21 protein-coding genes are annotated in these 21,394 nt (G+C 71.6%); 3 read left to right on the forward strand and 18 right to left on the reverse strand.

Annotated elements, in window-relative coordinates:
- Window positions 1-2: 2 nt before the first annotated feature.
- The 11 genes from F5972_RS33405 to dacB form a co-directional block, all read right to left on the reverse strand.
- Window positions 3-452, reverse strand: coding sequence for a DUF3180 domain-containing protein (locus tag F5972_RS33405; protein WP_150939580.1), 450 nt, complete (start codon window positions 450-452; stop codon window positions 3-5).
- A gap of 15 nt (window positions 453-467) precedes the next feature.
- A complete protein-coding gene (gene folK / locus F5972_RS33410) occupies window positions 468-968 on the reverse strand; it encodes a 2-amino-4-hydroxy-6-hydroxymethyldihydropteridine diphosphokinase (protein ID WP_150939582.1) in 501 nt (166 codons plus the stop codon).
- Complete coding sequence (gene folB, locus F5972_RS33415; protein ID WP_150939726.1) at window positions 965-1,306, reverse strand: dihydroneopterin aldolase; 342 nt, start codon at window positions 1,304-1,306, stop codon at window positions 965-967. The genes folK and folB overlap by 4 nt, the downstream gene beginning before the upstream one ends.
- A 20-nt stretch (window positions 1,307-1,326) precedes the next feature.
- Window positions 1,327-1,755, reverse strand: a complete 429-nt coding sequence (locus tag F5972_RS33420) for a nuclear transport factor 2 family protein (RefSeq protein WP_191910440.1) — start codon at window positions 1,753-1,755, stop codon at window positions 1,327-1,329.
- A 23-nt stretch (window positions 1,756-1,778) separates the two neighbouring features.
- A complete protein-coding gene (folP, locus tag F5972_RS33425) occupies window positions 1,779-2,702 on the reverse strand; it encodes a dihydropteroate synthase (protein WP_150939584.1) in 924 nt (307 codons plus the stop codon).
- Between the two features lie 86 nt (window positions 2,703-2,788).
- Window positions 2,789-3,394, reverse strand: coding sequence for a GTP cyclohydrolase I FolE (folE, locus tag F5972_RS33430; RefSeq protein ID WP_150939728.1), 606 nt, complete (start codon window positions 3,392-3,394; stop codon window positions 2,789-2,791).
- Complete coding sequence (gene ftsH / locus F5972_RS33435; protein ID WP_150939586.1) at window positions 3,391-5,397, reverse strand: ATP-dependent zinc metalloprotease FtsH; 2,007 nt, start codon at window positions 5,395-5,397, stop codon at window positions 3,391-3,393. Before ftsH ends, folE begins: the two co-directional genes overlap by 4 nt.
- 267 nt (window positions 5,398-5,664) lie before the next feature.
- Window positions 5,665-6,222, reverse strand: a complete 558-nt coding sequence (gene hpt, locus F5972_RS33440) for a hypoxanthine phosphoribosyltransferase (protein ID WP_225312126.1) — start codon at window positions 6,220-6,222, stop codon at window positions 5,665-5,667.
- Between the two features lie 12 nt (window positions 6,223-6,234).
- Window positions 6,235-7,245: a tRNA lysidine(34) synthetase TilS gene (gene tilS / locus F5972_RS33445; RefSeq protein WP_150939588.1), complete on the reverse strand. Its 1,011-nt coding sequence runs from the start codon at window positions 7,243-7,245 to the stop codon at window positions 6,235-6,237.
- Between the two features lie 67 nt (window positions 7,246-7,312).
- Window positions 7,313-8,380 (reverse strand): zinc-dependent metalloprotease, encoded by a 1,068-nt coding sequence (locus tag F5972_RS33450; protein WP_191910441.1) that lies wholly within the window; start codon window positions 8,378-8,380, stop codon window positions 7,313-7,315.
- Between the two features lie 61 nt (window positions 8,381-8,441).
- Window positions 8,442-9,827 carry a D-alanyl-D-alanine carboxypeptidase/D-alanyl-D-alanine endopeptidase gene (gene dacB, locus F5972_RS33455; RefSeq protein ID WP_225312127.1) on the reverse strand — a complete coding sequence of 462 codons (1,386 nt, stop codon included), beginning with the start codon at window positions 9,825-9,827 and terminating at the stop codon, window positions 8,442-8,444.
- An 86-nt stretch (window positions 9,828-9,913) separates the two neighbouring features.
- On the opposite strand from dacB, the gene F5972_RS33460 reads away from it, so the two are divergent.
- A complete protein-coding gene (locus tag F5972_RS33460; protein WP_150939591.1) occupies window positions 9,914-10,417 on the forward strand; it encodes an inorganic diphosphatase in 504 nt (167 codons plus the stop codon).
- Window positions 10,418-10,433: 16 nt separating this feature from the next.
- Here F5972_RS33460 and F5972_RS33465 read toward each other — a convergent pair whose 3' ends face one another.
- Both F5972_RS33465 and F5972_RS33470 read right to left on the reverse strand, forming a co-directional pair.
- Window positions 10,434-11,600 carry a C40 family peptidase gene (locus tag F5972_RS33465; protein ID WP_150939593.1) on the reverse strand — a complete coding sequence of 389 codons (1,167 nt, stop codon included), beginning with the start codon at window positions 11,598-11,600 and terminating at the stop codon, window positions 10,434-10,436.
- A gap of 81 nt (window positions 11,601-11,681) precedes the next feature.
- Window positions 11,682-13,286: an RNA polymerase sigma factor gene (locus tag F5972_RS33470; protein WP_150939594.1), complete on the reverse strand. Its 1,605-nt coding sequence runs from the start codon at window positions 13,284-13,286 to the stop codon at window positions 11,682-11,684.
- A gap of 239 nt (window positions 13,287-13,525) precedes the next feature.
- Between F5972_RS33470 and F5972_RS33475 the strand changes: the two genes are divergently transcribed.
- Together F5972_RS33475 and F5972_RS33480 are read left to right on the forward strand one after the other, a co-directional pair.
- Window positions 13,526-15,010, forward strand: coding sequence for an NACHT domain-containing protein (locus F5972_RS33475; protein ID WP_150939596.1), 1,485 nt, complete (start codon window positions 13,526-13,528; stop codon window positions 15,008-15,010).
- Between the two features lie 84 nt (window positions 15,011-15,094).
- Entirely contained in the window at window positions 15,095-15,637 is a 543-nt protein-coding gene (locus tag F5972_RS33480) for a hypothetical protein (protein ID WP_150939598.1), read from the forward strand.
- 6 nt (window positions 15,638-15,643) lie between these two features.
- On the opposite strand, the gene F5972_RS33485 is transcribed toward F5972_RS33480, so the two are convergent.
- From F5972_RS33485 to F5972_RS33505, 5 genes are all read right to left on the reverse strand, one after another.
- The gene (locus F5972_RS33485) at window positions 15,644-16,762 is read right to left on the reverse strand and encodes a saccharopine dehydrogenase family protein (RefSeq protein ID WP_150939600.1); all 1,119 of its coding nucleotides are present in this window, start codon (window positions 16,760-16,762) and stop codon (window positions 15,644-15,646) included.
- A gap of 47 nt (window positions 16,763-16,809) precedes the next feature.
- Window positions 16,810-17,601, reverse strand: a complete 792-nt coding sequence (locus F5972_RS33490) for a hypothetical protein (protein ID WP_150939602.1) — start codon at window positions 17,599-17,601, stop codon at window positions 16,810-16,812.
- Window positions 17,602-17,675: 74 nt separating this feature from the next.
- Window positions 17,676-19,286 (reverse strand): ABC-F family ATP-binding cassette domain-containing protein, encoded by a 1,611-nt coding sequence (locus tag F5972_RS33495; protein ID WP_150939604.1) that lies wholly within the window; start codon window positions 19,284-19,286, stop codon window positions 17,676-17,678.
- Between the two features lie 131 nt (window positions 19,287-19,417).
- Window positions 19,418-20,593 carry a hypothetical protein gene (locus tag F5972_RS33500; protein ID WP_150939606.1) on the reverse strand — a complete coding sequence of 392 codons (1,176 nt, stop codon included), beginning with the start codon at window positions 20,591-20,593 and terminating at the stop codon, window positions 19,418-19,420.
- Window positions 20,590-21,117, reverse strand: coding sequence for a SigE family RNA polymerase sigma factor (locus tag F5972_RS33505; RefSeq protein ID WP_225312139.1), 528 nt, complete (start codon window positions 21,115-21,117; stop codon window positions 20,590-20,592). The genes F5972_RS33500 and F5972_RS33505 overlap by 4 nt, the downstream gene beginning before the upstream one ends.
- Window positions 21,118-21,394 lie beyond the last annotated feature (277 nt).

The raw sequence follows: 21,394 nt of genomic DNA on the forward strand, positions 1-21,394 counted from the left end.
GCTCAGCTCTCGCCGGAGGGCTTGCCGGGCACCCGGCAGCAGTGCTCGAGGAAGAGCGCGGCGCAGATCAGGATCACGCACGCCACGAACGACCCGCCGCCGACGATCGCGTCCTGGCGGGGCTTGTCCAGGTCGAGCAGGTCCAGCACGCGCAGGACGAAACCGGCGAAGACCCCGGCGAACGCCGCTCCCGCGTACGCCGTGGCCTGGGCCAGCGCCGCCAGGCGCGCGACGGCGAGCGGCTCGACCGGCTTGGTGTCCGGGCGGCGCAGGATCCGCGCCCGGGTCAGCCAGCCCGTGTACGCCTCGCCGAGCGCGAGCAGCAGCACGGTGGGCACCGCGGTCCACGGCAGGGTGGGCACCACGGAGTAGGACTGCCGCAGCAGGCCCCAGGTGAGCACGGCGAACACGACCACGAGACCGACGAGCACGCCGGGGTTGCTGGGCTTCACTCGGGTCTCTCCTCGTCAGGCCGGGGGTTCGAGCACGAGGTCGGTACGCAGCCGCACCCCGCTCTGGTCGAGGTCGGCCAGCAGGGCCGCGACGGACCCGCGCCCGGGCAGCACCGCCGCGGGGTCCGCCTGGGCCCACGGGACCAGGACGAACGCCCGCTCGTGCGCGCGGGGATGCGGGAGAGTGAGCTCGGGGTCGTCCGACATCAGCGTGCCGACCGCGATCAGGTCCACGTCGAGGGTCCGCGGGCCCCACCGCTCCGCGCGCTCACGGCCGAAGGCGTTCTCGACGCTGTGCGCCCGCTCCAGCAGGGTGCGGGGGTCGAGCATGCTCTCGGCGACGACCACCGCGTTCAGGTACGCGCTCTGGGTGGGCCCGCCGACCGGTTCGGTCTCGTAGACCGGCGACGCCGCCACGAACGTGAGCCCGGGCGCCTCGAACAGCGCGTCGACGGCGCCCTGGAGGTTCTCGATACGTCGGCCGAGGTTGCTGCCGAGCGCGATGACGACCCTCATGCGCGCCCCCTTCTGATCGTCACCACCACGTCGTCGAACGGCAGCGGGATGGGCGCCGCCGGTTTGTGCACACTGACCTCCGCCTCCTCGACCATTTCGTGGGCCAGGCAGGCCGCCGCCAGCCGCTCGGCGAGGGTCTCGATGAGGTTGACCGGCTCGCCCTCGGCGATCCGGACGAGTTCCAGGGCCAGTGCGCCGTAGTCGACCGTCAAGGTGAGGTCGTCGGCCGCCGCGGCCGGGGCGGTGTCGAGACTCAGGCAGACGTCGATCACGAACTCCTGGCCGAGCTCGCGCTCGGCCGGCAGGCACCCGTGCCTGCCGCGCGCCCGCAACCCCATCAACCGCACCGCGTCGCGGCTCACTGCTCCTGGTCCTCCTCCTCGTCGTCGTCGCTCTGCAGGACCGGAGATCCGTGGTAGAGCCACAGCCGCCAGCCCCCGGGGGTCCGCACGTAGGTGCTGGAGGCGACGACCCGGCCGGCGGCGAAACCCGGTTCGTCGCTGTCGGCGGCGGTGAGGATGTTCTCCGCGCAGGTGACGACCGCGACGTCACCGAGCACGGTGGTCTGCACGTCCGTCAGCACGAACTGGATGTACGTCGTGTTCGCCATGATGAGCGCCCACGAGCGCAGCACCTCCGACCGCCCGCTCAGCATGGGCCAGCCGGGGTGGACGCACAACGCCGGACGTCCCGGGACGTCCTCGATCCATATCTCCGACATCCTGTCGAGGTCGCCCGCCTCGATGGCGTTGTAGAACGCCTGGTTGAGCTCCTCGATCTCCTGCATGGGTGTGCCTGTCGGCAATATCCTCACCGGCCCTCGTCGGCATGTCGCGCGGCTGCGTGTCCTGCGGCTACTGCGTCCCTCACGCCTGCCGCGTGTCGTACGCCTGCTGCCCTCCAGACGGCGGCGACGCGCACCGCGTCGGCGTTCGGCCGCACCCGGTGGACCCGGACGCACCACGCCCCGGCCTGCGCCGCGAGCGCGGTGACCGCGACGGTGGCGTCGTCGCTGCCGCCGAAGGGACGTGGCTCGCCGTCCGGCCCGGCCAGCAGCCGGCCGAGGAACCGCTTGCGCGACGCCCCGACCAGCAGGGGATGGCCGAGCCGGTTCAGCTCGGCGAGGCCGGCCAGCACGGCCCAGTTGTGCTCGGCGTTCTTGGAGAAACCGAGGCCGGGGTCGAGCACGATCTGCTCCTCCCGCACGCCCTCGGCCAGCACGGAGTCGACCCGCTTGCGCAGTTCCTCCGCGACCTCGGTCAGCACGTCGTCGTAGACGGCCCTGTTGTCCATGTCGCGGCTGTGCCCGCGCCAGTGCATCACGACGTACGGCACGCCGGTCGCGGCCACCACACGCGGCATCGCCGGGTCGGCCAGGCCGCCGCTCACGTCGTTGACCAGTCTGGCCCCGGCCGCGACGGCCGCCTCGGCGACCTCCGCCCGCATGGTGTCGACGCTGACCGTGACGCCCTCCTGGGTGAGGGCGCGGATCACCGGCTCGACGCGGCGCAGTTCCTCCTCCAGCGAGACCCGGGCCGCTCCCGGGCGGGTGGACTCGCCGCCCACGTCCACGATGTCGGCGCCCTCGGCCACCAGGTCGAGACCGTGCCGGATCGCGACGTCGGGGTCGAACCACTGCCCGCCGTCGGAGAAGGAGTCGGGGGTCACGTTGACCACACCCATGACCAGACAGCGCTCGGCCTCGGGCATGCCGGGCACGCTCGGAGTGGTCATGGGGTCCAGCCTAGTGCCCGGTTCGGCAGGGCTCGTCCGGCAGGAGTGCGCCGGCGCCCGAGGGAGTTCCAGACCGACCACGCAGGCTAACCACGCAGGATCAGCGACATGGCCTCGGCCCGCGTCGCCTCGCTGGTGCGGAAGTCGCCGCGGACGGCCGAAGTGATCGTCTTGGCGCCGGGCTTGCGCACGCCGCGCATGGTCATGCACATGTGCTCCGCCTCGATCACCACGATCACCCCGCGCGGCTCCAGCACCTGCATCAGGCCGTCGGCGATCTGCGAGGTCATCCGCTCCTGCACCTGCGGCCTGCGGGCGTAGACGTCCACCAGCCTGGCGAGCTTCGACAGGCCGGTGATGCGTCCCTTCTCGTTCGGCGTGTATCCGATGTGGGCGACGCCCTGGAACGGCAGCAGATGGTGCTCGCAGGTGGACATGACCTCGATGTCCTTGACGAGCACCATCTCGTCGTGGTCCGCGTCGAACATCGTGGTCAGCGCGTCCTCGGGACGCTGCCCCAGACCCGCGAACTGCTCGGCGTACGCCCGCGCCACCCGGGCGGGGGTGTCGCGGAGCCCGTCGCGATCGGGGTTCTCCCCGATCGCGAGCAGGATCTCGCGTACGGCCTTCTCGATCCGGCCGTGGTCGAATCCGGAAGGCGTGCCCGCCGCGTGCGGCTCGGCCACGGTCAGGCCTCGTCCCGCTGCGTCGACTGGTCGTTCGCCCACGGGGCCGCGCCGGAGCCGCCGGCCGGGAGCGCCGAGCCGTTGCCGTTGGCCCGCTCCTTCGGCGTGATGACCGGAGGACGGTCCGACGGCAGGCGCTTGCCGTATCCGGCGTAGGAGGGGCGCTTCTCCTTGGTCACGACGGGCGAGAAGATCTCGAGGACCTGCTCCCGGGAGAGCGTCTCCTTCTCCATGAGCTCCAGCACCAGGTTGTCGAGCACGTCGCGGTACTGGACGAGGATCTCCCACGCCTGGTCGTGCCCGCTCTCGATGAGGCGGCGGACCTCCTCGTCGATCGCCGAGGCGATCTGCTCGGAGTAGTCGCGCTCGTGACCCATCTCGCGGCCGAGGAAGACCTCGCCGTTGCCGCTGCCGAACTTGCGGGCGCCGAGCCGCTCGCTCATGCCGTACTCGGTGACCATGCGGCGGGCGATCGAGGTCGCCTTCTCGATGTCGTTGGACGCGCCGGTGGTGGGCTCGTGGAAGACGAGCTCCTCCGCGGTGCGGCCGCCGAGCAGCATGGCGAGCTGGTCCATCATCTCGGACCGGGTCGCGAGGAACTTGTCCTCCATCGGCAGCGTCATCGTGTAACCGAGGGCGCGGCCGCGTGACAGGATCGTGATCTTGTGGACCGGGTCGGAGTTGGGCAGCGCGTGGGCCACCAGGGCGTGGCCGCCCTCGTGGTAGGCGATGATCTTCTTCTCCTGGTCCGACATGACCCGCGACTTGCGCTCCGGACCGGCCATCACGCGGTCGATCGACTCTTCGAGGGTCGACATCGTGATGAGCTTCTGGTCCTGCCGGGCGGTCAGCAGGGCCGCCTCGTTGATCACGTTGGCGAGGTCGGCGCCGGTGAAGCCGGGGGTCCGGCGGGCGATCACGTCGAGGTCGACGTCCTGCGCGAACGGCTTGCCGCGGCCGTGGACGCGCAGGATGCCCTTGCGTCCCTCCAGGTCGGGCCGGTCGATGACGACCTGGCGGTCGAAGCGGCCGGGACGCAGCAGGGCGGGGTCGAGGATGTCGGGCCGGTTGGTCGCGGCGATGAGGATCACGCCGCCCTTGACGTCGAAGCCGTCCATCTCGACGAGAAGCTGGTTGAGCGTCTGCTCACGCTCGTCGTGGCCGCCGCCGAGGCCCGCGCCGCGGTGCCGGCCGACGGCGTCGATCTCGTCGATGAAGATGATCGCGGGGGCGTTCGCCTTGGCCTGCTCGAACAGGTCACGGACACGGGAGGCGCCGACGCCGACGAACATCTCGACGAAGTCGGAACCGGAGATCGAGTAGAAGGGCACGCCGGCCTCGCCGGCCACGGCCCGGGCGAGGAGGGTCTTGCCGGTGCCGGGGGGGCCGTACAGCAGGACGCCCTTGGGGATCTTGGCGCCGATGGCCTGGAACTTGGCCGGGGCCTGCAGGAACTCCTTGATCTCCTGGAGCTCCTCGATGGCCTCGTCGGCTCCCGCCACGTCGGCGAAGGTGGTCTTGGGAGTGTCCTTGGTGATCAGCTTCGCCCGCGACTTGCCGAAGTTCATGACCCGGGAGCCGCCGCCCTGCATCTGGTTCATGATGAACAGGAAGATCAGGACGATGACGATGATCGGCAGGAAGCTCGCGAGGAGGCTGAGGAGGAAGTTCTCCTTCGGCACCTCGACGGTCCAGCCCTCGGACGGCTTGGACGTGTCGAGCGCCTGGGTGAGCTGGACACCCTGCCCTTCGACCCAGGGCGCCTGGATGCGGCTGACGCTCTTGTTCTGCACCGTGATCGGCTGCTTGAGCGTCAGCTCGACCCGCTGGTCCTTGTCGACCACGGTCGCGCTCTTGACATTGCCCTGCTGGATCTGCTGGACGACCGTCGAGGTGTCGGCGGTGGTGTAGTTGCCGTCCCCGCCGAACATCGTGGTGACGAGCAGGAGAAGCAATACGATGCCCAGGATCCACAGGAGTGGGCCACGTGTAAATCGCTTGAGATCCATCCGTTGCGGAACCCCGGCGGGCCCGTCCCTTCCTGACCAAGGCCTGCCCCGGGCGGACCCGGGGTCGCGGCATCCGTTACCGCTCCTTCTGGCTACCGAGGGACGGCCGAACGGCCACCCACGGATATCCGAAGGTACACCCGGCCGCCGCGTCGGGTAACTGCCCGAGCGGCTCCGGCTTTGCCTTTCCAACGTACGTCAGCCAACCCCGTGTTCCCCGACCTGGCGCCCAATAACGCACGATCCACGGGTCACTTCGCTAAGGGCTTACTCCCCTCCGTACACATGCGGCGCAAGAGTCCCGATGAAGGGCAGGTTGCGATAGCGCTCGGCGTAATCGAGACCGAACCCGATGACGAACTCGTTGGGGATGTCGAAACCGACGTAACGGACGTCCAACTCGACCTTCACCGCGTCCGGTTTCCGGAGCAGGGTGCAGATCTCCACGGAGGCCGGGTTGCGCGACCTCAGGTTGTTCAACAGCCACGAAAGGGTCAGGCCCGAGTCGATGATGTCCTCGACCACGAGCACGTGCCGGCCGGCGATGTCGGTGTCGAGGTCCTTCAGCACCCGCACGACGCCCGACGACTTGGTTCCCGCGCCGTAAGACGACACGGCCATCCAGTCCATCTGGACGGGCACGTGCAGCGCGCGGGCGAGGTCGGCCATGACCATCACCGCGCCCTTCAGCACACCGACGATCAGCAGTTCAGTGCCGGCGTAGTCGGAGTCGATCTGACCGGCCAACTCCTTGATCTTCGTCTGCAGCTCCTGCTCCGAGATGAGGACGCGGGAGAGGTCCTTGCCCATGTCTGCTGCATCCACCTGGGGTTTTCCTTACGCGAGCGAGACGTTGTCCACAGCGAAGACAAGGGTGCCACAGCGCCTGACCACAACCACCCCCCCGGGTAGGTCCACCCCCTTCTGCCCGTGCCAGCCGGTCACCAGCCGGTCGACCGCCTCGATGTGCACCGCGGCGAGCGCGGCGGCGTGCGCCCCCGCCTCGACGGCGGCGCGCCTGATCACCCGCCGCCGCACCGCCGCCGGCACGTCCGCGAGGTCGGGTACCCGGAGCTCCCCCGCCGGTCCCCGCGACCGCGCGTGGACCTCCGCGGCCCACCCGTCGAGGGCGTCCGCGTCGTCCCGGCACAGCCGCGCCGTACGAGCGAGCGCCTCGGCGATCCCGGGGCCCAGCGCGTCCTCCAGCACCGGCAGGACGTCGTGCCGCACGCGGACCCTGCGGTAGACGCGGTCGTCGTTGTGGGGGTCGTCCCACGGCCGCAGGCCGAGGGCGGCGCAGGCCTGCCGGGTGCGTTCCCGGCCGAGCCCCAGCAGCGGCCTCCGGTAGATCCCGGAGACCTCCGCCATGCCGGACAGGGAGCGGGAGCCGCTGCCCCGGGCCAGCCGCAGCAGCACGGTCTCCGCCTGGTCGTCGAGGGTGTGGCCGAGCAGGACCGCCGCGGCCCCCAGCCGGCCGGCCGCGGCCGACAGCGCGGCGTAGCGCGCGTCCCGCGCCGCGGCCTCGGGGCCGCCGGCCGTCCCCACCGTGACGGTCAGCGCCTCGGCCGGGTCGAGGCCGAGCGCCCCCGCGAGCCGTACGACGTCGCGGGCCCGCCCGGCCGAGCCCTCCTGCAGGCGGTGGTCGACGGTCAGCAGCCCGGCGCGCAGGCCGAGACGCGGGGCCGCGAACCCGGTGGCCGCGGCCAGCGCCAGCGAGTCGGCGCCGCCGCTGCAGGCCACCAGGACCAGTGGCCCCCGCCCGCCGTCCGGTTCCGCGCAGGCGGCGAGGTCCGCGAGCGACAGCCGTACGGCACGGCGGACGTCGGCGACGGCGGGATGCGGGCCCATGGGCCCATTCTCGCGGTGCCCCAAGCGAGCGCGGGACACCGACGAGCGCGGTTCAGGGGAGCACGGGTCAGGTGAGCTCGGGTCCGGAGGAGGCGGTGAGGACCCGGGACATCCAGGCGTGGGGGTCGGCGATCTCGTCGCGGTCAGGCAGCGTCTCCGGGGAGGTCCAGACCTTGTTGAACCCGTCCATCCCGGCCTCGTCCACGACCGTGCGGACGAAACGGGAGCCCTCGGCGTACTGCTTCATCTTCAGCTCGATGCCGAGCAGCCGGCGGACCAGCTGGTCGACGCGGGAGCCGCCCTCGCGGCGGCGCTGGAACTTGGCGCGGATCTCGGCGACCGACGGCACCACGCTGGGCCCGACCGCGTCCATGACGTAGTCGCCGTGCCCCTCGACCAGCGTCATCACGGCAGTGACCCGATCGAGCACGGCCTTCTGCTCGGGCGTCTGGATGGCCTCGATGAGATTGCCCTCGCCGCCCTTGAAGGCGTCGGCCACCGCGTCGGAGGCGGCGCGCAGGCGCTCCAGCAGCGTCGTGAGGTCCATCTCCGAGGCGAGGAGGAACTCGGTCATCTGGCCGCGCACGTACTCCCGCAGCCAGGGCACGCCGGTGAACTGCACCCGGTGGGTCTCCTCGTGCAGGCACACCCACAGGCGGAAGTCGCGCGGGTCGACGCCGAGCTCGCGCTCGGCGTGCACGATGTTCGGCGCGACCAGGGTCAGCCGGCCGGTCGGCGCGACGCCGGACGGGTCCGGCGGGAGGAACAGCTCGTACTGCCCGAGCACCCGGGAGGCGAGGAAGGCCAGCACGGCGCCCACCTCCAGGCCCGTGATGCGCGAGCCGACGGCGCCGACGATCGCCGGCATGTTGGACATCTTCTGCGTCAGCGGCTCCAGCACGACCCGGAAACCGTCGACGTTGGCGCGGATCCAGCCGGGGCGGTCCACCACCGTGGCCGCCTCGGGCGGAGCCGAGTCGATGCGGGTGAACTCCCGCACGTGCCCCTCGGCGTCCCGCGACAGCCGCCGGAGTTCGAGGACGGCCTGCCTGGCCTCCTCGCGGCTCACCTGCGGGCCCGGCCGCACGAGGCGCACTCCGGTCGTGACGGCCAGATCCCAGTCGATCACCTGCATACTCACCACCGTACGTTCTCCGCCTGCCCGCCGCGCGGGCGGCCGAGCGTGATCCGACACCTCAGCTCTGGGAGACGATCGTGGCCATCTTGTCGAGGGCGGCTATGGCTCGCGTCGGATCGGCCACCTGATCGGCCATGAACGCGAAGGTCAGCAGCCGGCCCTCGGATGTGTACGCGATCCCCGCCAGGGTGTTCACGCCGTTCAAAGTGCCCGTCTTCGCGCGGACCAATCCGGCGCCGGCCGCCGAGCCGGACCTGCCGTACCGGTTGTGCAGGGTCCCGGTGAAGCCGGCGACCGGAAGCCCGCTGATCAGCGAGTGCAGGCCGGGATGCGCCGGGGACGCCGCCATGGCGAGGATCCGGGCAAGGCCGCCGGGTGTGATCCGGTTCCTGGTGGACAGGCCGCTGCCGTCGTGCACCTCCACGCCCTCGGCCACGCCGAGACGGGTGAGCACGCCGCGGACCGTCGCGGCCACGCCCTCGAACGTGTGCGGCTGCCCCTCCTTCACCGCGGCCTGGCGGGCGAGCGCCTCGGCGAGGTCGTTGTCGCTGTGCGTGAGCATCCGCTCCACCAGCGCGTAGACCGGCCCCGACTCCACCCGGGCCACCTCCTGGGCGGCGGCCGCGGCCCGGCCCGGGCCGACGCCCTTGCCCACCTTGACGCCGTTCTTCCTGAGCAGCGCGGCGAACGCGTCGGCGGCGGTCCGCGCCGGGTCGGGCACCCGCGCGCCGTTCGCCGCCCGGCCCTCGTCGATCATGAGCGCGGACACCGGGGCGACGCTGCCCTCGGGGATGTACGTCGGCTTCCAGCCCGGCGCCGTACGCGGCCCGCCGAACAGGGACGCGTCGTACGACAGGTCGGCCGAGGTGACGCCGGCCGCCTTCAGCGCCTTCGCCGTACGGGAGGCGAGCAGGTCGAGCGACGCCGGCCTCGGGTAGGCGTCCTTCCGCTCCGCGGCGCTCGTCCCCGGGCCGGCCAGGGTGGGGTCGCCCCCGCCGACCAGGACGATCGAGCCCGGGGCGGTCCCTCTGACCACCCGGGTCGCCAGGCGGGCGTCCGGGCCCACCGAGGCCAGCACGGTCAGCGCGGTGACGACCTTCGTGGTGGAGGCGGGGGTGATGGGAGTGCCCGAGCGGCCGTCGAAAACGGGGGAGCCGGTCGCCACGTCGAGGACGACGCCGGCCACGCTGCCCCCCAGGGCGGGGTCACCCATCGCAGCGGCGAGCCGGGTGGTCAAAGTACCCTTGGCGGGGAGAGCCCCATCCCCCGCCGCGGCCAGAACCGGACCCGCGGTCACCAGGGGGATCGGGTTCGGCTTCGGGGACGCGACCGGAGCCGGGGTCCTGTCGGCGTCATGGGCGATCAGATAGCTGCCCGCGAGGACGACGAAGATCTGCAGCAGGGCGAGGGTGGACACCACCACCCAGCGCTCACGTCGCACCACGTCACCCTCACTTCGCGCCGACCTTGAACACGCTTACGAGACATTAACGCCAGCCCGGGAGACCGGGGACTCATGCGGAGGAACGAGTGGAGTTCGACGTTGTCGTTGAGATTCCCAAGGGACAACGGAACAAGTACGAGGTGGACCACAAGACCGGCCGCATTCGCCTGGACCGCATGCTCTTCACGTCGACCCAGTACCCCGCTGACTACGGGTTCATCGAGGACACGCTGGGCGAGGACGGAGACCCGCTCGACGCGCTGGTGCTGCTCCAGGAGCCGACCTTCCCCGGCTGCCTCATCAAGTGCCGGGCGGTCGGAATGTTCCGGATGACCGACGAGAAGGGCGGTGACGACAAGGTGCTGTGCGTCCCGGCCACCGATCCGCGGATGGAGCACATCCGTGACATCCACCACGTCGCCGAGTTCGACCGGCTGGAGATCCAGCACTTCTTCGAGGTCTACAAGGACCTCGAACCCGGCAAGTCGGTCGAGGGCGCCAACTGGGTCGGACGCACCGAGGCCGAAGCCGAGATCGTCGCGAGCATCAAGCGTTTCGAGGAGATCGAGCACCACGACGAGGACCACTGAGCCGGCGCCGCGGGCGTTAGGCGGGCCGGGTGGCGCCGACGAGATCATGGCGCCAGATGGGTGAGATGCGGACCACGTCCCCCGTCTGGGGGGCGTGGACCATCATGCCGCGCCCGATGTAGAGGCCCACGTGGTGGATGGTGCCGGGGCTGCGGCTCAGCCTGCCGTAGAACAGCAGGTCGCCGCTTTGCAGTTCCTTGAGCGGGACGTGCCGTCCCGAGGTCCACTGGGTGCCGGTCCAGTGATCGAGCGAGACCCCCGCCCGCTGCCAGGCCCGCATCGTCAGTCCCGAGCAGTCGAACCCCGACGGCCCGGCCGCGGCCCACACGTACGGCTTGCCGATCTGTTTGAGCGCCCATTGGGCGGCCTCCCCGCCGCGCCCGGACGCCAGTCTGGCCGTCCAGGCCGGGATCGCCATACTGCTCCGCGCGGCCGGAGCCTGACGTCTGGATTTCTGCCTGGCCGCATTCCTCGCCCGTCTCAGCTCGTCGACGCGGGCGCGGGCGGCGTCCAGGCGCTGGGAGATCTCCTCTTTCTCCCGCTCGATCAGCTGGGTCTGTCCGAGCTGCTCGTCCACGGCCCGCTGCGCCGCGTCCCTCGCCTGCCGGACCTCGTCGGCGGTGTGGGACTGCTCGGCGTACGCGCGGGCCGCCTGTTCTCGGAGGATCTCGTAGATCTTCCGCGCGTCGTCCATCTCCGCGAGCGTCGCGTCCTGTTCGTCGCCGAGTTGCGTCAGCACGCTGGCTCTTCGCAGGAACTCGCCCGCGTCGCCCCAGCCGCCGAGCATGGCCGCGGCGGACGGCGCCAGCCGCAGCCGGCCGTACCCCTGGGCCACCCGGGTCGTCACCACGCTCCGCAACCGGTCGAACTCGCCGGCCGCCTGGCCGGCCCGCCGCTCCGACTGCTCGTAGGCGGCGCGGGCCCGCTCCAGCCGTACGATCTCGCCGTTGTACGCCTCGACCAGCCGCTCGGCGTCGGCGTCCAGCGCGTCCCTGCGGGCCTGGGCGCTGGCGAGATCGGCCGACGCCTTGCCCAGCTCACGCGCCCGCTCCTGCACCTGCTGCCGCGCCCTGGCGACGTCTTTCGACGACGGCTTCGGATCGGCCCCGGCCGGGGCCCCGAAGGTCAGGGCCAGACTTGACCCGAGCCCGGCGACCAGCCCCGTCGCTCTGAGGAGTGGCATTCCTTCCCCTTCCCTGCTCCACTCCCCTCAGTTCCCAGCGACTACTCTCCGTACACATCTAAGGTACGTCCAGTAATTGGCCTATGTGGTAGGTCGCCCTTTTTGCGGAGCCGGGAGATAGGTGGAGCCGCCGGGCGAGGGCGGGCAGTCCCGGGGAGCGTGCGGATACGGATAGTGGGGACGTCCTCCGTGATGATGCTGGTGCTCGCGATGGGGCGGGCGGCGCCCCGGCCAGTGCGCCGGTGGCGGCCCGCCCCTCGGCGGGCCGCCGGTGGGCGGGCCTTCGGGTGGGACGTCGGGGCCGTCGCCGGGGTCGTCCGAGCCGCCGGGGCCGCCGGAGCCCGGGTCGTCATCCGGCGGCGTGGGCGTCTCGCCGGACGGCGGCGACGCGGAGCCGGAGGGCCCGGTCGTGGGCTTGGTCGTCGGCGGAGTCGTGGGCTTGGTCGTGGGCGGCGCCGCCGGGCTCCGCGTCGGCTCGTGGTGACGCGGGGGCCGGGCGGTGGCCGGAGTCACGGGAGCGGGCAGGGGCGCCGGGCGGGGCAGGACGACCGGATCGGCCGCCCGTACGGAGCCGCCGGGCTCGGCCGTGTCCCCGGAGGCGGGAGGCTCGGACGAGCTGTCGGCGTCGTCGTCGTCCGAAGATCCGGGGGAGGCCGTGTCAGCCGTGCCGGAACCGGTCGCCGCCGGGGCCTCGGCCGCCGGAGGCCGGTGCCGCACGATCGAGTCGCCGGCCCCTTCACGCAGGTCACCGGAGAACTGGGCGAACACGAGCGCGATCGTCGCCACCGCCGCGACCGCCGCCACCGCGCCGGCCACGGCCTGGGCGAGCCGCCCCTCGCGCCGGGCACCGGCCCTGGGGAAGCCCGAGACGGTCAGCCCGCCGACGCGCTTGGCGACGTACCGCCGGTAGGGCACGAGCTCGGGGTCGATGAAGCTGCTGAGCACCCGCACCCGCAGCGTCTCGGGCAGGGCGACCCGGGGCAGCAGGGAGAACACCTTGGCCGGGGAGACCTGCCGGACCCGGTGTCCCGCGCAGGTCTCGCAGCGGGCGAGGTGGCGGGTGAGCTGCCCGCGCTCCTGCGGGGTGAGCTCACCGGAGAAGCCCCGGAGGATCGCCGCCGCCCGCTCACAGTCGTGCGAGGGGCGCCGGGCGATGATCTCGACCGTCACCGCCTCGCGCAGGCGTTCGGTGGCGGCGTCGAGCAGGGCCCGGGCATGCCGCTCACCGGTCCCGAGCACGGCGGCCACGTCGCCGGTGTCCATGTCGTGCCGGGCCACCAGTTCGAGCACCTCGCGGTCCTCCGCGGGCAGCGCGGCCACGGCGCTGCCGGCGGCCAGGCGCAGGTCGGTCTCGGCCTCGTCGCCCCCGGCGCGGGGGAAGGGCGCGGTCGGTACCGGCGCCTGGCCGGGCTCCGGCCCGCCCTCCTCCCCGGGCGTGCGGCGGCGCATGCACTCGCCCCTGGCCAGGGCGTACAACCAGGGACGCAGCATGCCCGGATCGGCGAGCGACCCGATGAGGGCCTCCGCGGCGATCAGCGTGTCGCGCAGGGCGACCTGGGCGGCGTCGGGCCCGGCCAGCAGCGTCCTGCAGTATCGGTAGAGCCCTCCGGCGTGGGTGTCGTAGAGAGCGGCCAGCGCTCCCGGATCCCGGGCACGCAACGCCTCCACCAGGACGCCATCATTCATATACGGAGAGTAAATGCTTGGTAACTACCCGCTCCACCCATTCGGCCGAACTCGTTGCCTCCGTCCGTCCGCCTGCCGGAACAACCGGCCCCCACCCGGCTCGGTCTTCGCCCCGCCGCTCGCCGTCATCACGGTTCCGCCCAGACAGTCCTCACCGCGTGGCACAGCCGAAACATCCTTCTGATCACCATTTGTGCTCACCGGCCCGCACAGCGGTGCCGACGGGAGACGATGCGTGGGTGAACGGGCGCAGATCGTGGTGGCCGCTCCTGGTCGCCGTGGCGGTGGTCGCCGCACTGGCCGTCGCGGTGAGCATGGTGGGGCATGTCCTCGACCCCGACGACCCGGTCAACCGGGCAGATCTCGGGTCTCTCGTCCTGGCCGCGCTGGCGTTCGCGACGCCGGTGGTCCTGTGGGCCCGACGCAGGGCCACTCCCGCACCACCCGCGGGTGAGGAGATCGTCGCCACCGCGAAGACGACCTTGACCGGCCTGGTCGCCGAGCAGTGGCGCACCGAGGCGACGATCCGATCGCTGGGCGACCCCGAACCGATCCCCATCTCCTGGCACCTGACCGACGACCCGGGCCTGATGGACCACCCCCGCCTGATCGGCCACCAGCCGCTGACCTTCACCGGCACCAGCGACCGGATGCTGCGGCTCGTCGAGAGCTTCCGGGCGCTGCACCGCCGCCGGCTGGTCATCACCGGCGGACCGGGCAGCGGCAAGACCACACTCGCGGTGCAGCTACTGCTGCACCTGGCTGACGATCATCGCCCCGAGGAACCGGTCCCGGTGCTGTTCACCATCGCCGGCTGGGACACCAGCGTCCACCCGCGGCTGCACGACTGGCTGGCTACCCGGCTGGCCCAGGACTACCCTGCCCTGACCGCCTACGGGCCTGACGCGGCCAGAACGCTGGTCGACCGCGGCCACGTCCTGCCCATCCTGGACGGCCTGGACGAACTGCCCGGCGACGCCCGTGCCGCGGCGATCGCCGCGCTCAACGCTTCTCTCGCCGATCGTGACCAGTTCATCCTCACCAGCCGTACCGGCGAACTGGCCGCCGCCCTGGACCAGGCCGGGGACGTGCTGACCGCCGCCGCGGTCATCGCTCCCCGCCCCCTCACCCCGCAGGCCGCCGCCGGCTATGTGCGTACGTGCCTGCCGCCACGCCCCCGCCACGACTGGACCCCCGTCATCGAGGCGTTGGAGAACGCCGACCGGCCGGGCCTGGCCGAGGTGCCCTCCACCGCGCTCGGGCTGTGGCTGATCCGCACCGTCTACATCACCCCCACCACCGACCCCGCCCCACTGACCGGCCCTCTCGCCGACGAGCCCGGCAGACTGCGCGCCCACCTGCTCGACCACCTGATCCCTGCCGCCATCCATGCCCGGCCCCCCACCCGGGACCCCGCCGAGCACTTCCGCCCCCGCCACGCCTGGGACCCCGACCAGGCCCGCCACTACCTGGCCTATCTCGCCCGCCAGCTGACCGCACACGACACCCGCGATCTCGCCTGGTGGCACCTGGCCAACCTGACCTCCACCCCCGCCCAGCAACGACGCACCGCCCGCGTGTTCGGGCTGGTGTTCGGGCTGGTGTTCGGGCTGGTGTTCGGGCTCGTGGTCGGGCTCGGGTCCGGGCTCACGGGCGGGCTCATGTTCGGGCTCACGGGCGGGCTCGTGGTCGGGCTCGTGGTCGGGCACGTTACACAGCAGTGATTCAACGACACACCTGGCTATGCCAATCTGCAACTCCACGGAAGATCAACTAGCCTCATCAAACACATCGCGAAGAGCCTCCCCGTGATGCTCGTGTCCGGGCCCTTGGCCGGGCTCGTTTCCGGGCTCATGTTCGGGCTCGCGGGCGGGCTCGTGTTCGGGCCCGGGTCCGGGCTCGGGTTTGGGCTCATGTTCGGGCTCCTCGAATGGGCGGAACAACCCGCGTCCACAACCATTGCGATCACGCCCCAGTCGATATGGAACGCCGACAAAACTCTCACCCTTTTACGAACATCAACGTTCGGGCTCGTGTCCGGGCTCGTGTTCGGGCTCGGGTCCGGGCTCGTGTTCGGCCCCGAGTTCGGGCTTGTGGTCGGGCTCGTGGTCGGGCTCGCCGCCGGGGTCGTGCTCGGAAACCATCATGCGTGGTTGGCCGGCGGAATCACCATTCGGCGACTGGCCCGCGCGGGGCATGTCCCCCGCAGGCTGATGGCGTTTCTCGACGATGCCCACCGCTTGGGGCTGCTGCGCACGGTCGGCCCCGTCTACCAGTTCCGCCATGCCGACCTACAGGACCATCTCGCCGCCCTTCACTTCGAGACGGACGAACCCGGGCGCGGGCGATAGGAGGGGTCAGGCGGGTTCGCGTACGGTCATACCGGCGGCGGCGCATCCGCGGGTGAGGGCGTCCAGGCCGAAGGCGTCGACGGGGCCGAGGGCGCCGGTGCCGCGCACGCCCTCCGCGAGGGCCGTGGTCGCGGCCCAGGCGAGCACGCCGGCCGTGAACTCGTACGGATCCCCGCCCGACAGGTGGACGGCGGACAGGCGGCGCCCCCGCGCGTCGTAGGTCTCCGCGACGATCCGGGACGACACGCCGGACGCACCCGCCGCCGGGGCCGTCCCTCCGCCGGCCGTACGGAGCACCCGATCGGCCAGGGCCTCGGTGACCCTCCTGGCGCCGGGCAGGGCGGCGATCACCGGGGTCGCCCGGGCCAGCACGCCCGCGGCCTTGGTCAGCCCGCCCAGCCAGCCGAGATAGACGTTGACCTCCCGCAGGCCGGGGTGCGCGGGCGGCAGCGTGAAGTGCTCGGTGGCGCCGATGGACAGGCCGTACCGCACCCGGCCGTCCACCAGGAAACGCCGGGTGCGGCCGTGCTCGGGGACGATGCGGCCCTCCCGGAAGCCGTACATCGGCTCCAGGAGCATCCCCAGCATCGAGGCGCGGGTCCCGGCGCTCGCGCGGCGCGCCATGTCGCCGCCCACGAAGTAGCCGACGTCGACGCGGACCGCGTCCGCGCCCGCCTTGCGGAGGGCCAGGGCGGCGGCGAGGTTGCCGGGCACGTAGTCGTAACCGAAGGCGGTGACCAGGGCCGCGCCCCGGGTCGCCGCGGCGGGGCCGTACCGCTGAAAGATCCGCTTGATGAACGTGGGCTCGCCCGTGCTGTCGAGGTAGACGGCGCCCGCCTCGGTCGCGGCGGCCACCGCGGCCTCACCCCACCGGGTGAACGGCCCGACGGTCGAGATCAGCACGTCGCCCGGCGCGACGAGGGCCCGTACGGACTCCGGGCGGCCGACGTCGGCCACCGCGATCGGCAGGTCACCACCAGGCGATCCGGCGAGTGAGTCGGCGAGGGCGGTCAGCCGCGCCTGGTCCCGGCCCGCCAGCAGCGGCCGGGCCCCGCGCCGGGTGAGCGCCTCGGCGGTGAGTCTTCCGGTGAACCCGGTGGCTCCGAAGAGCACGATCCTGGCCATTCCGCTACGGTAACCCGCCCCTCCTACGGTGATCGGCGGTGGGCCGCTCACTGGCGCCGATCGTTGTACGGCGGATAGCCGCGATCCTTGGCGAACGGCGCGGTGGTCGGCGGGGTCGTGTGCAGCGGAACCGCCCCGGCCCGCGCCAGATCCTCGTACGCCCGGGCGGTGGAGCCCCAGGTGTTGGCGTACACGTCGGTCGCGCTGACGGCCCCGCGGACGCCGTCGACCGTGATGACGAACCTCCGCTTCGTGCCCGGCCGCACGTCGTCCACGTACGACGTGGCCCCCGCGACCAGCTTGCCCGCGTCGTCGCGCAGCAGGGCCGTCACGGCGAGGGCGCCCGCGGGCTTGCGGAACGGGTCCAGCACGTAGCCCGTGACGAGGTAGGAGCCGTTCGGCTGCTTCTCGGTGAGCACGTCGGAGATCGGGAACCTGAGGAACGCCGACGGGGGCCGCGACGCGGCCCGCCACGAGGCGGGCCGGTAGTCGATCTTCACGCGGACCGGCTGCCCCCCGGTCGGCACCTGGCCGCCGAACGCCAGCGGGCGGCCCGGCGGCGCGGCGTTCAGCGGTTGTTCCAGGTGGACGACCTCCTTGCCCGCCGCGTCGACGGCCGTGACCACCGCGACGGCGTTCTCCCCGAAATGCCCGCGGTTGGGGTTGCTCAGCACCCCCGCCCAGGTCACCGCGTACCCGGCCCCGGAGCGGACGACGGAGGACACCTGCTCCTTGAGGGCCAGCGGCATGGGGCCCTCCTGCTTGTGCTTGCTCGCGCACGACGCCGTCGCCAGTGCGGCGAGGGCGAGGGCGGCGGTTATGCGGCAACGTCGCGTCACTCAGCCGTCATAACCACTGAATGGGACGATCCCTCCAGGACACGCGCGCCCCCGCCGGTATCTTTACCGGCCGCTCAACGCGGGCGGACCACCCGCGTCTCGTCCCATACCGGCTCGGGAGACTCGTACACCCGCCCGTCGGAGCCGAAGACCAGGTAGCGGTCGAAGTCGGCGGCGAACCAGCGGTCGTGGGTCACGGCGAGCACGGTGCCGTCGAAGGCGTCGAGGCCCTGCTGCAGGGCCTCGGCGCTGGCCAGGTCGAGGTTGTCGGTGGGCTCGTCGAGCAGCAGCAGCGTGGCGCCCGAGAGTTCGAGCAGCAGGATCTGCAGCCGCGCCTGCTGGCCGCCCGAGAGCGTCTCGAACCGCTGCTCGGCGATCCGCCCGGCCAGCTCGTAGCGGGCCAGCGCCTTCATCGCCTCGTTCTTCAGCCGGGCGTGCTCGATCATGACGATCTCGCAGGGCGTACGGCCGAGCAGTTCGGGGCGGGCGTGGGTCTGCGCGAAGTGGCCGGGCACGACCCGCGCGCCGAGTCTGACCACCCCGGCGTGGCGGACCTCCTCGCCGGCCAGCAGCCGGAGGAAGTGCGACTTGCCCGAGCCGTTCGAGCCGAGCACGGCCACCCGCTCGCCGTACCAGACCTCCAGGTCGAACGGCTTCATCAGGCCGGTCAGCTCCAGGCCCTCGCAGATCACCGCCCGCTTGCCCGTACGGCCGCCGCGCAGGCGCATGCTGATGAGCTGGTCCTTGGGCGCGAGCTCCGGCGGCCCGGCCTCCTCGAACCGGCGCAGCCGCGTCTGCGCCGCGTGATAGGCCGGGGCCATGCCGTCGTTGTAGGTGGCCTTCTGCTTGAGCATGACCACCAGACGCCTGAGCTTGGCGTGCTCCTCGTCCCAGCGCCGGCGCAGCTCGTCGAGCCGCTCGTTCCGCTCCCTGCGGGCCTGCGCGTACGTCTTGAAGCCGCCGCCGTGGATCCAGACGTTGCCCGACTCGACCGTGACGATCCGGTCGGCGGCGTTGGCGAGAAGCTGGCGGTCGTGGGAGACCAGCAGCACGGTCTTGGGCGTCTCGCGCAGCGCCCCTTCCAGCCAGACCTTGCCGGGCACGTCGAGGTAGTTGTCGGGCTCGTCGAGCAGCAGCACCTGGTCAGGGCCGCGCAGCAGGGCCTCCAGGACCAGCCGCTTCTGCTCGCCGCCGGACAGCGTGCCCACCTCGCGGTACTTCACCCTGTCGTACGGCGCTCCGAGCGCGGCCATCGCGCAGGCGTCCCACAGGACCTCGATGTCGTAGCCCCCGGCGTCGCCGTAGTCGGTGATCGCCTGGGCGTACCGCATCTGGGCCTTCTCGTCGTCCCGCTCCATCATCACGAGCTCGGCGGCGTGGAGGCGCTCCGCCGCCGTCCGGACGCGTTCCGGCGCGACGCTGAGCAGCAGGTCCTGGACCGTGCTGCCGTCCCGGATGTTGCCGACGAACTGCCGCATCACCCCGAGGCCGCCCGAATGGGAGACCGTGCCCTCGACCGGCTGGAGGTCTCCCGCGATCATCCGGAGCAGGGTGGTCTTGCCCGCGCCGTTCGGACCTACCAGGGCGGCCTTGACACCCTCCCCGACCCGGAACGAGACGTCGTTCAGGAGCATCCTGCCGTCCGGCAGGACATGCGTCAGATGCCCGACCTCAACGTGTCCCACTGCGCTTCCCTCTTTCCAAGTCCTCGCGCAGGGTACATGCCGGTTTCGCCCGCGGGCATCCTCGTTTTCCGGTGCGGCTGGGCGTCCACGCGGTACACGTCCAGGAGATCAGGACTGCGGACGGACCATCGTCACCAGGCCGCCGACATCTCCTGCGGCAAGGCATCCGGGAAGCCCGAGTCCAGGGGCTCCGGGCGGACGAGGACGGTCACATGACCATCGTCCAGCCTGCTCAGCGGGTAAAGGTTCCCCATGATGAGCAGGTGGCGCCCGGTGGCGTCGTAGCGGATGAGGTTCCACCAGGGGATGCTCTCGCCGGGGTGTTCCGCGCTGAACAACGTGCGGATCTTCCGGCCGTCCGCGACGGAGTACTCCTCGATCGTGTAGCGGTGCGGTCTCCGGCCATCGGAGACATACCTGCGGCCGACGAGCATCCTGTGACCGTCCGGGCTGATCGCCGCGCCCGCCGGGACATCCATGCCCTGGACCACGGTCCGACCGGCTCCGAGCGTCTCGCCGGCGGCGGTCGTGTCGAGGACCCTGGCCTGCGACATGACCACGAAGCCCAGGGTGCGGCGGTCGGCCGCCCACGACAGGCTCCAGAGGTTTCCGGCGGCGTTCGTCGTCCAGGTACGCGTCGTCCCGGCGGGCAGATCGACAACCGTAAGCCGAGCGCCAGGGCAGAAGCGCAGCGTCTCGTCCTTGCCGCACACCGTGCCGTCGACGCTGTAGGCGAGTCGGGTGCCGTCGTCCGTGACTGCGAGGGAGGACGCGGGGGTACCGGTCACAGGGGGGATCACATCGCGTGCCAGTTCGGCGACCTTCCCCCGCTCGTTGATCCGTATCCGGTAGAACCACGTGGTGCTCACCGTCGCCTGACGGGCCTGCACGCTCTGGGCGACGTAGAAAGTCGTGCCCTCTCCGGTTCCGGCGAGCAGATATCCGCCGGGCTCCCGGGTGATTCCCTTCGGAGATCGAGGCATCACGACCCGGTCGGTGATCTCACCGCTACGAGCGTCATGGACCGTCAACCCGTCGTTTCCGGCGGCCAGGAGGAAGCGAGGGCCGGACGAATCTTCCATCGCCGGCCGCACCGGAACCGAACCACGCAATGCAGCCGTGACGCCGACGCTCACCACGACAACGGCCAGAGCGGCCAGCAGCGGTGCCACGCGAAGAGATCCGCGAAGGCGACGAGAGTCCTTCGGCCGTACCGCCTGGCCGGCGGGGCGCAGGGTCTCGGCGCCCACCAGTTCGGCGCCGGCGGTGAAGGCGTCCCGGAGCCGGATTTCGGTTCGCGAGGTCATCGGTCCTCCTCCAGTTTCGCGGCGAGCGTCTTGAGAGCCCGGGACGTGGTCGACTTCACCGTTCCACGGCTGACCCCCATGACCTCGGCGATGTCCCCCTCCGACAGGTCGAGGTAGTAGCGCAGCACCACCGCCTCACGCTGGCGGCGCGGCAGTGCGCGAACGGCCAGAAACACCTCGCGTCGGGTCTCCCCCAGCAATGCCTCGGCCTCCGCCGACCAGAACGGCACTTTCCGATCACCACCGAAACGCCGGATGATCACCCGGCGCCGGTGGACCATCCGGCAACCGTTGAGCACGGCCGTCCGCAGATAGGGCAGCACCCGCCCGTGGTCGGTCAATCGGCTCCACCGGCGGTGAACCGCGGCGAAGGCGTCCTGCACGATGTCCTCGGCCGTTTCCTGGTCCCCCACCAGCAGAAAGGCGAAGCGGACGAGGCCGAGACGATGGGTCATGAACAAATCGGTGATGAGGACGTCAGCCGGAGCGGCCCCCGCATGGAGCTCCGGTGGCGGTTCCTCCATCACACTCCTGATCTCAGACTGCATGCCTCTTCCATGCGTGTCCCACCGATCCGGTTGCCTCTGGGCGGCGGATTGACATCCTTGCCCGCGAAAGCCGCGTCAGGTGACGACTTGGCCGGAGGCTCACAGACCGGATGCGGCCTCGCGCCGAGTCCCCGACCGTGGCACGCGGTGGCGTGGCGGAAGGACGGGGCGCATTCTTTTCCTTGACCGCGAAACGCCTTGACTCGACGGCGCATCAGCCGGAAATAGCCTGACATTTCACGGGATTGCCACG

This window comes from Microbispora cellulosiformans, assembly GCF_008728085.1.
Classification (GTDB): Bacteria; Actinomycetota; Actinomycetes; order Streptosporangiales; family Streptosporangiaceae; genus Microbispora; species Microbispora amethystogenes.

What these genes read in the sequence shown, in the direction of transcription:
- ftsH (WP_150939586.1), bottom strand. Translation starts at nt 5,397, where the DNA reads ATGGATCTCAAGCGATTTACACGTGGCCCACTCCTGTGGATCCTGGGC.
- folK (WP_150939582.1), bottom strand. Translation starts at nt 968, where the DNA reads ATGAGGGTCGTCATCGCGCTCGGCAGCAACCTCGGCCGACGTATCGAG.
- F5972_RS33485 (WP_150939600.1), bottom strand. Translation starts at nt 16,762, where the DNA reads ATGGCCAGGATCGTGCTCTTCGGAGCCACCGGGTTCACCGGAAGACTC.
- F5972_RS33470 (WP_150939594.1), bottom strand. Translation starts at nt 13,286, where the DNA reads ATGAATGATGGCGTCCTGGTGGAGGCGTTGCGTGCCCGGGATCCGGGA.
- F5972_RS33450 (WP_191910441.1), bottom strand. Translation starts at nt 8,380, where the DNA reads ATGCAGGTGATCGACTGGGATCTGGCCGTCACGACCGGAGTGCGCCTC.
- folP (WP_150939584.1), bottom strand. Translation starts at nt 2,702, where the DNA reads ATGACCACTCCGAGCGTGCCCGGCATGCCCGAGGCCGAGCGCTGTCTG.
- folB (WP_150939726.1), bottom strand. Translation starts at nt 1,306, where the DNA reads ATGGGGTTGCGGGCGCGCGGCAGGCACGGGTGCCTGCCGGCCGAGCGC.
- F5972_RS33465 (WP_150939593.1), bottom strand. Translation starts at nt 11,600, where the DNA reads ATGCCACTCCTCAGAGCGACGGGGCTGGTCGCCGGGCTCGGGTCAAGT.
- F5972_RS33420 (WP_191910440.1), bottom strand. Translation starts at nt 1,755, where the DNA reads ATGCAGGAGATCGAGGAGCTCAACCAGGCGTTCTACAACGCCATCGAG.
- F5972_RS33505 (WP_225312139.1), bottom strand. Translation starts at nt 21,117, where the DNA reads ATGGAGGAACCGCCACCGGAGCTCCATGCGGGGGCCGCTCCGGCTGAC.
- tilS (WP_150939588.1), bottom strand. Translation starts at nt 7,245, where the DNA reads ATGGGCCCGCATCCCGCCGTCGCCGACGTCCGCCGTGCCGTACGGCTG.
- F5972_RS33500 (WP_150939606.1), bottom strand. Translation starts at nt 20,593, where the DNA reads ATGACCTCGCGAACCGAAATCCGGCTCCGGGACGCCTTCACCGCCGGC.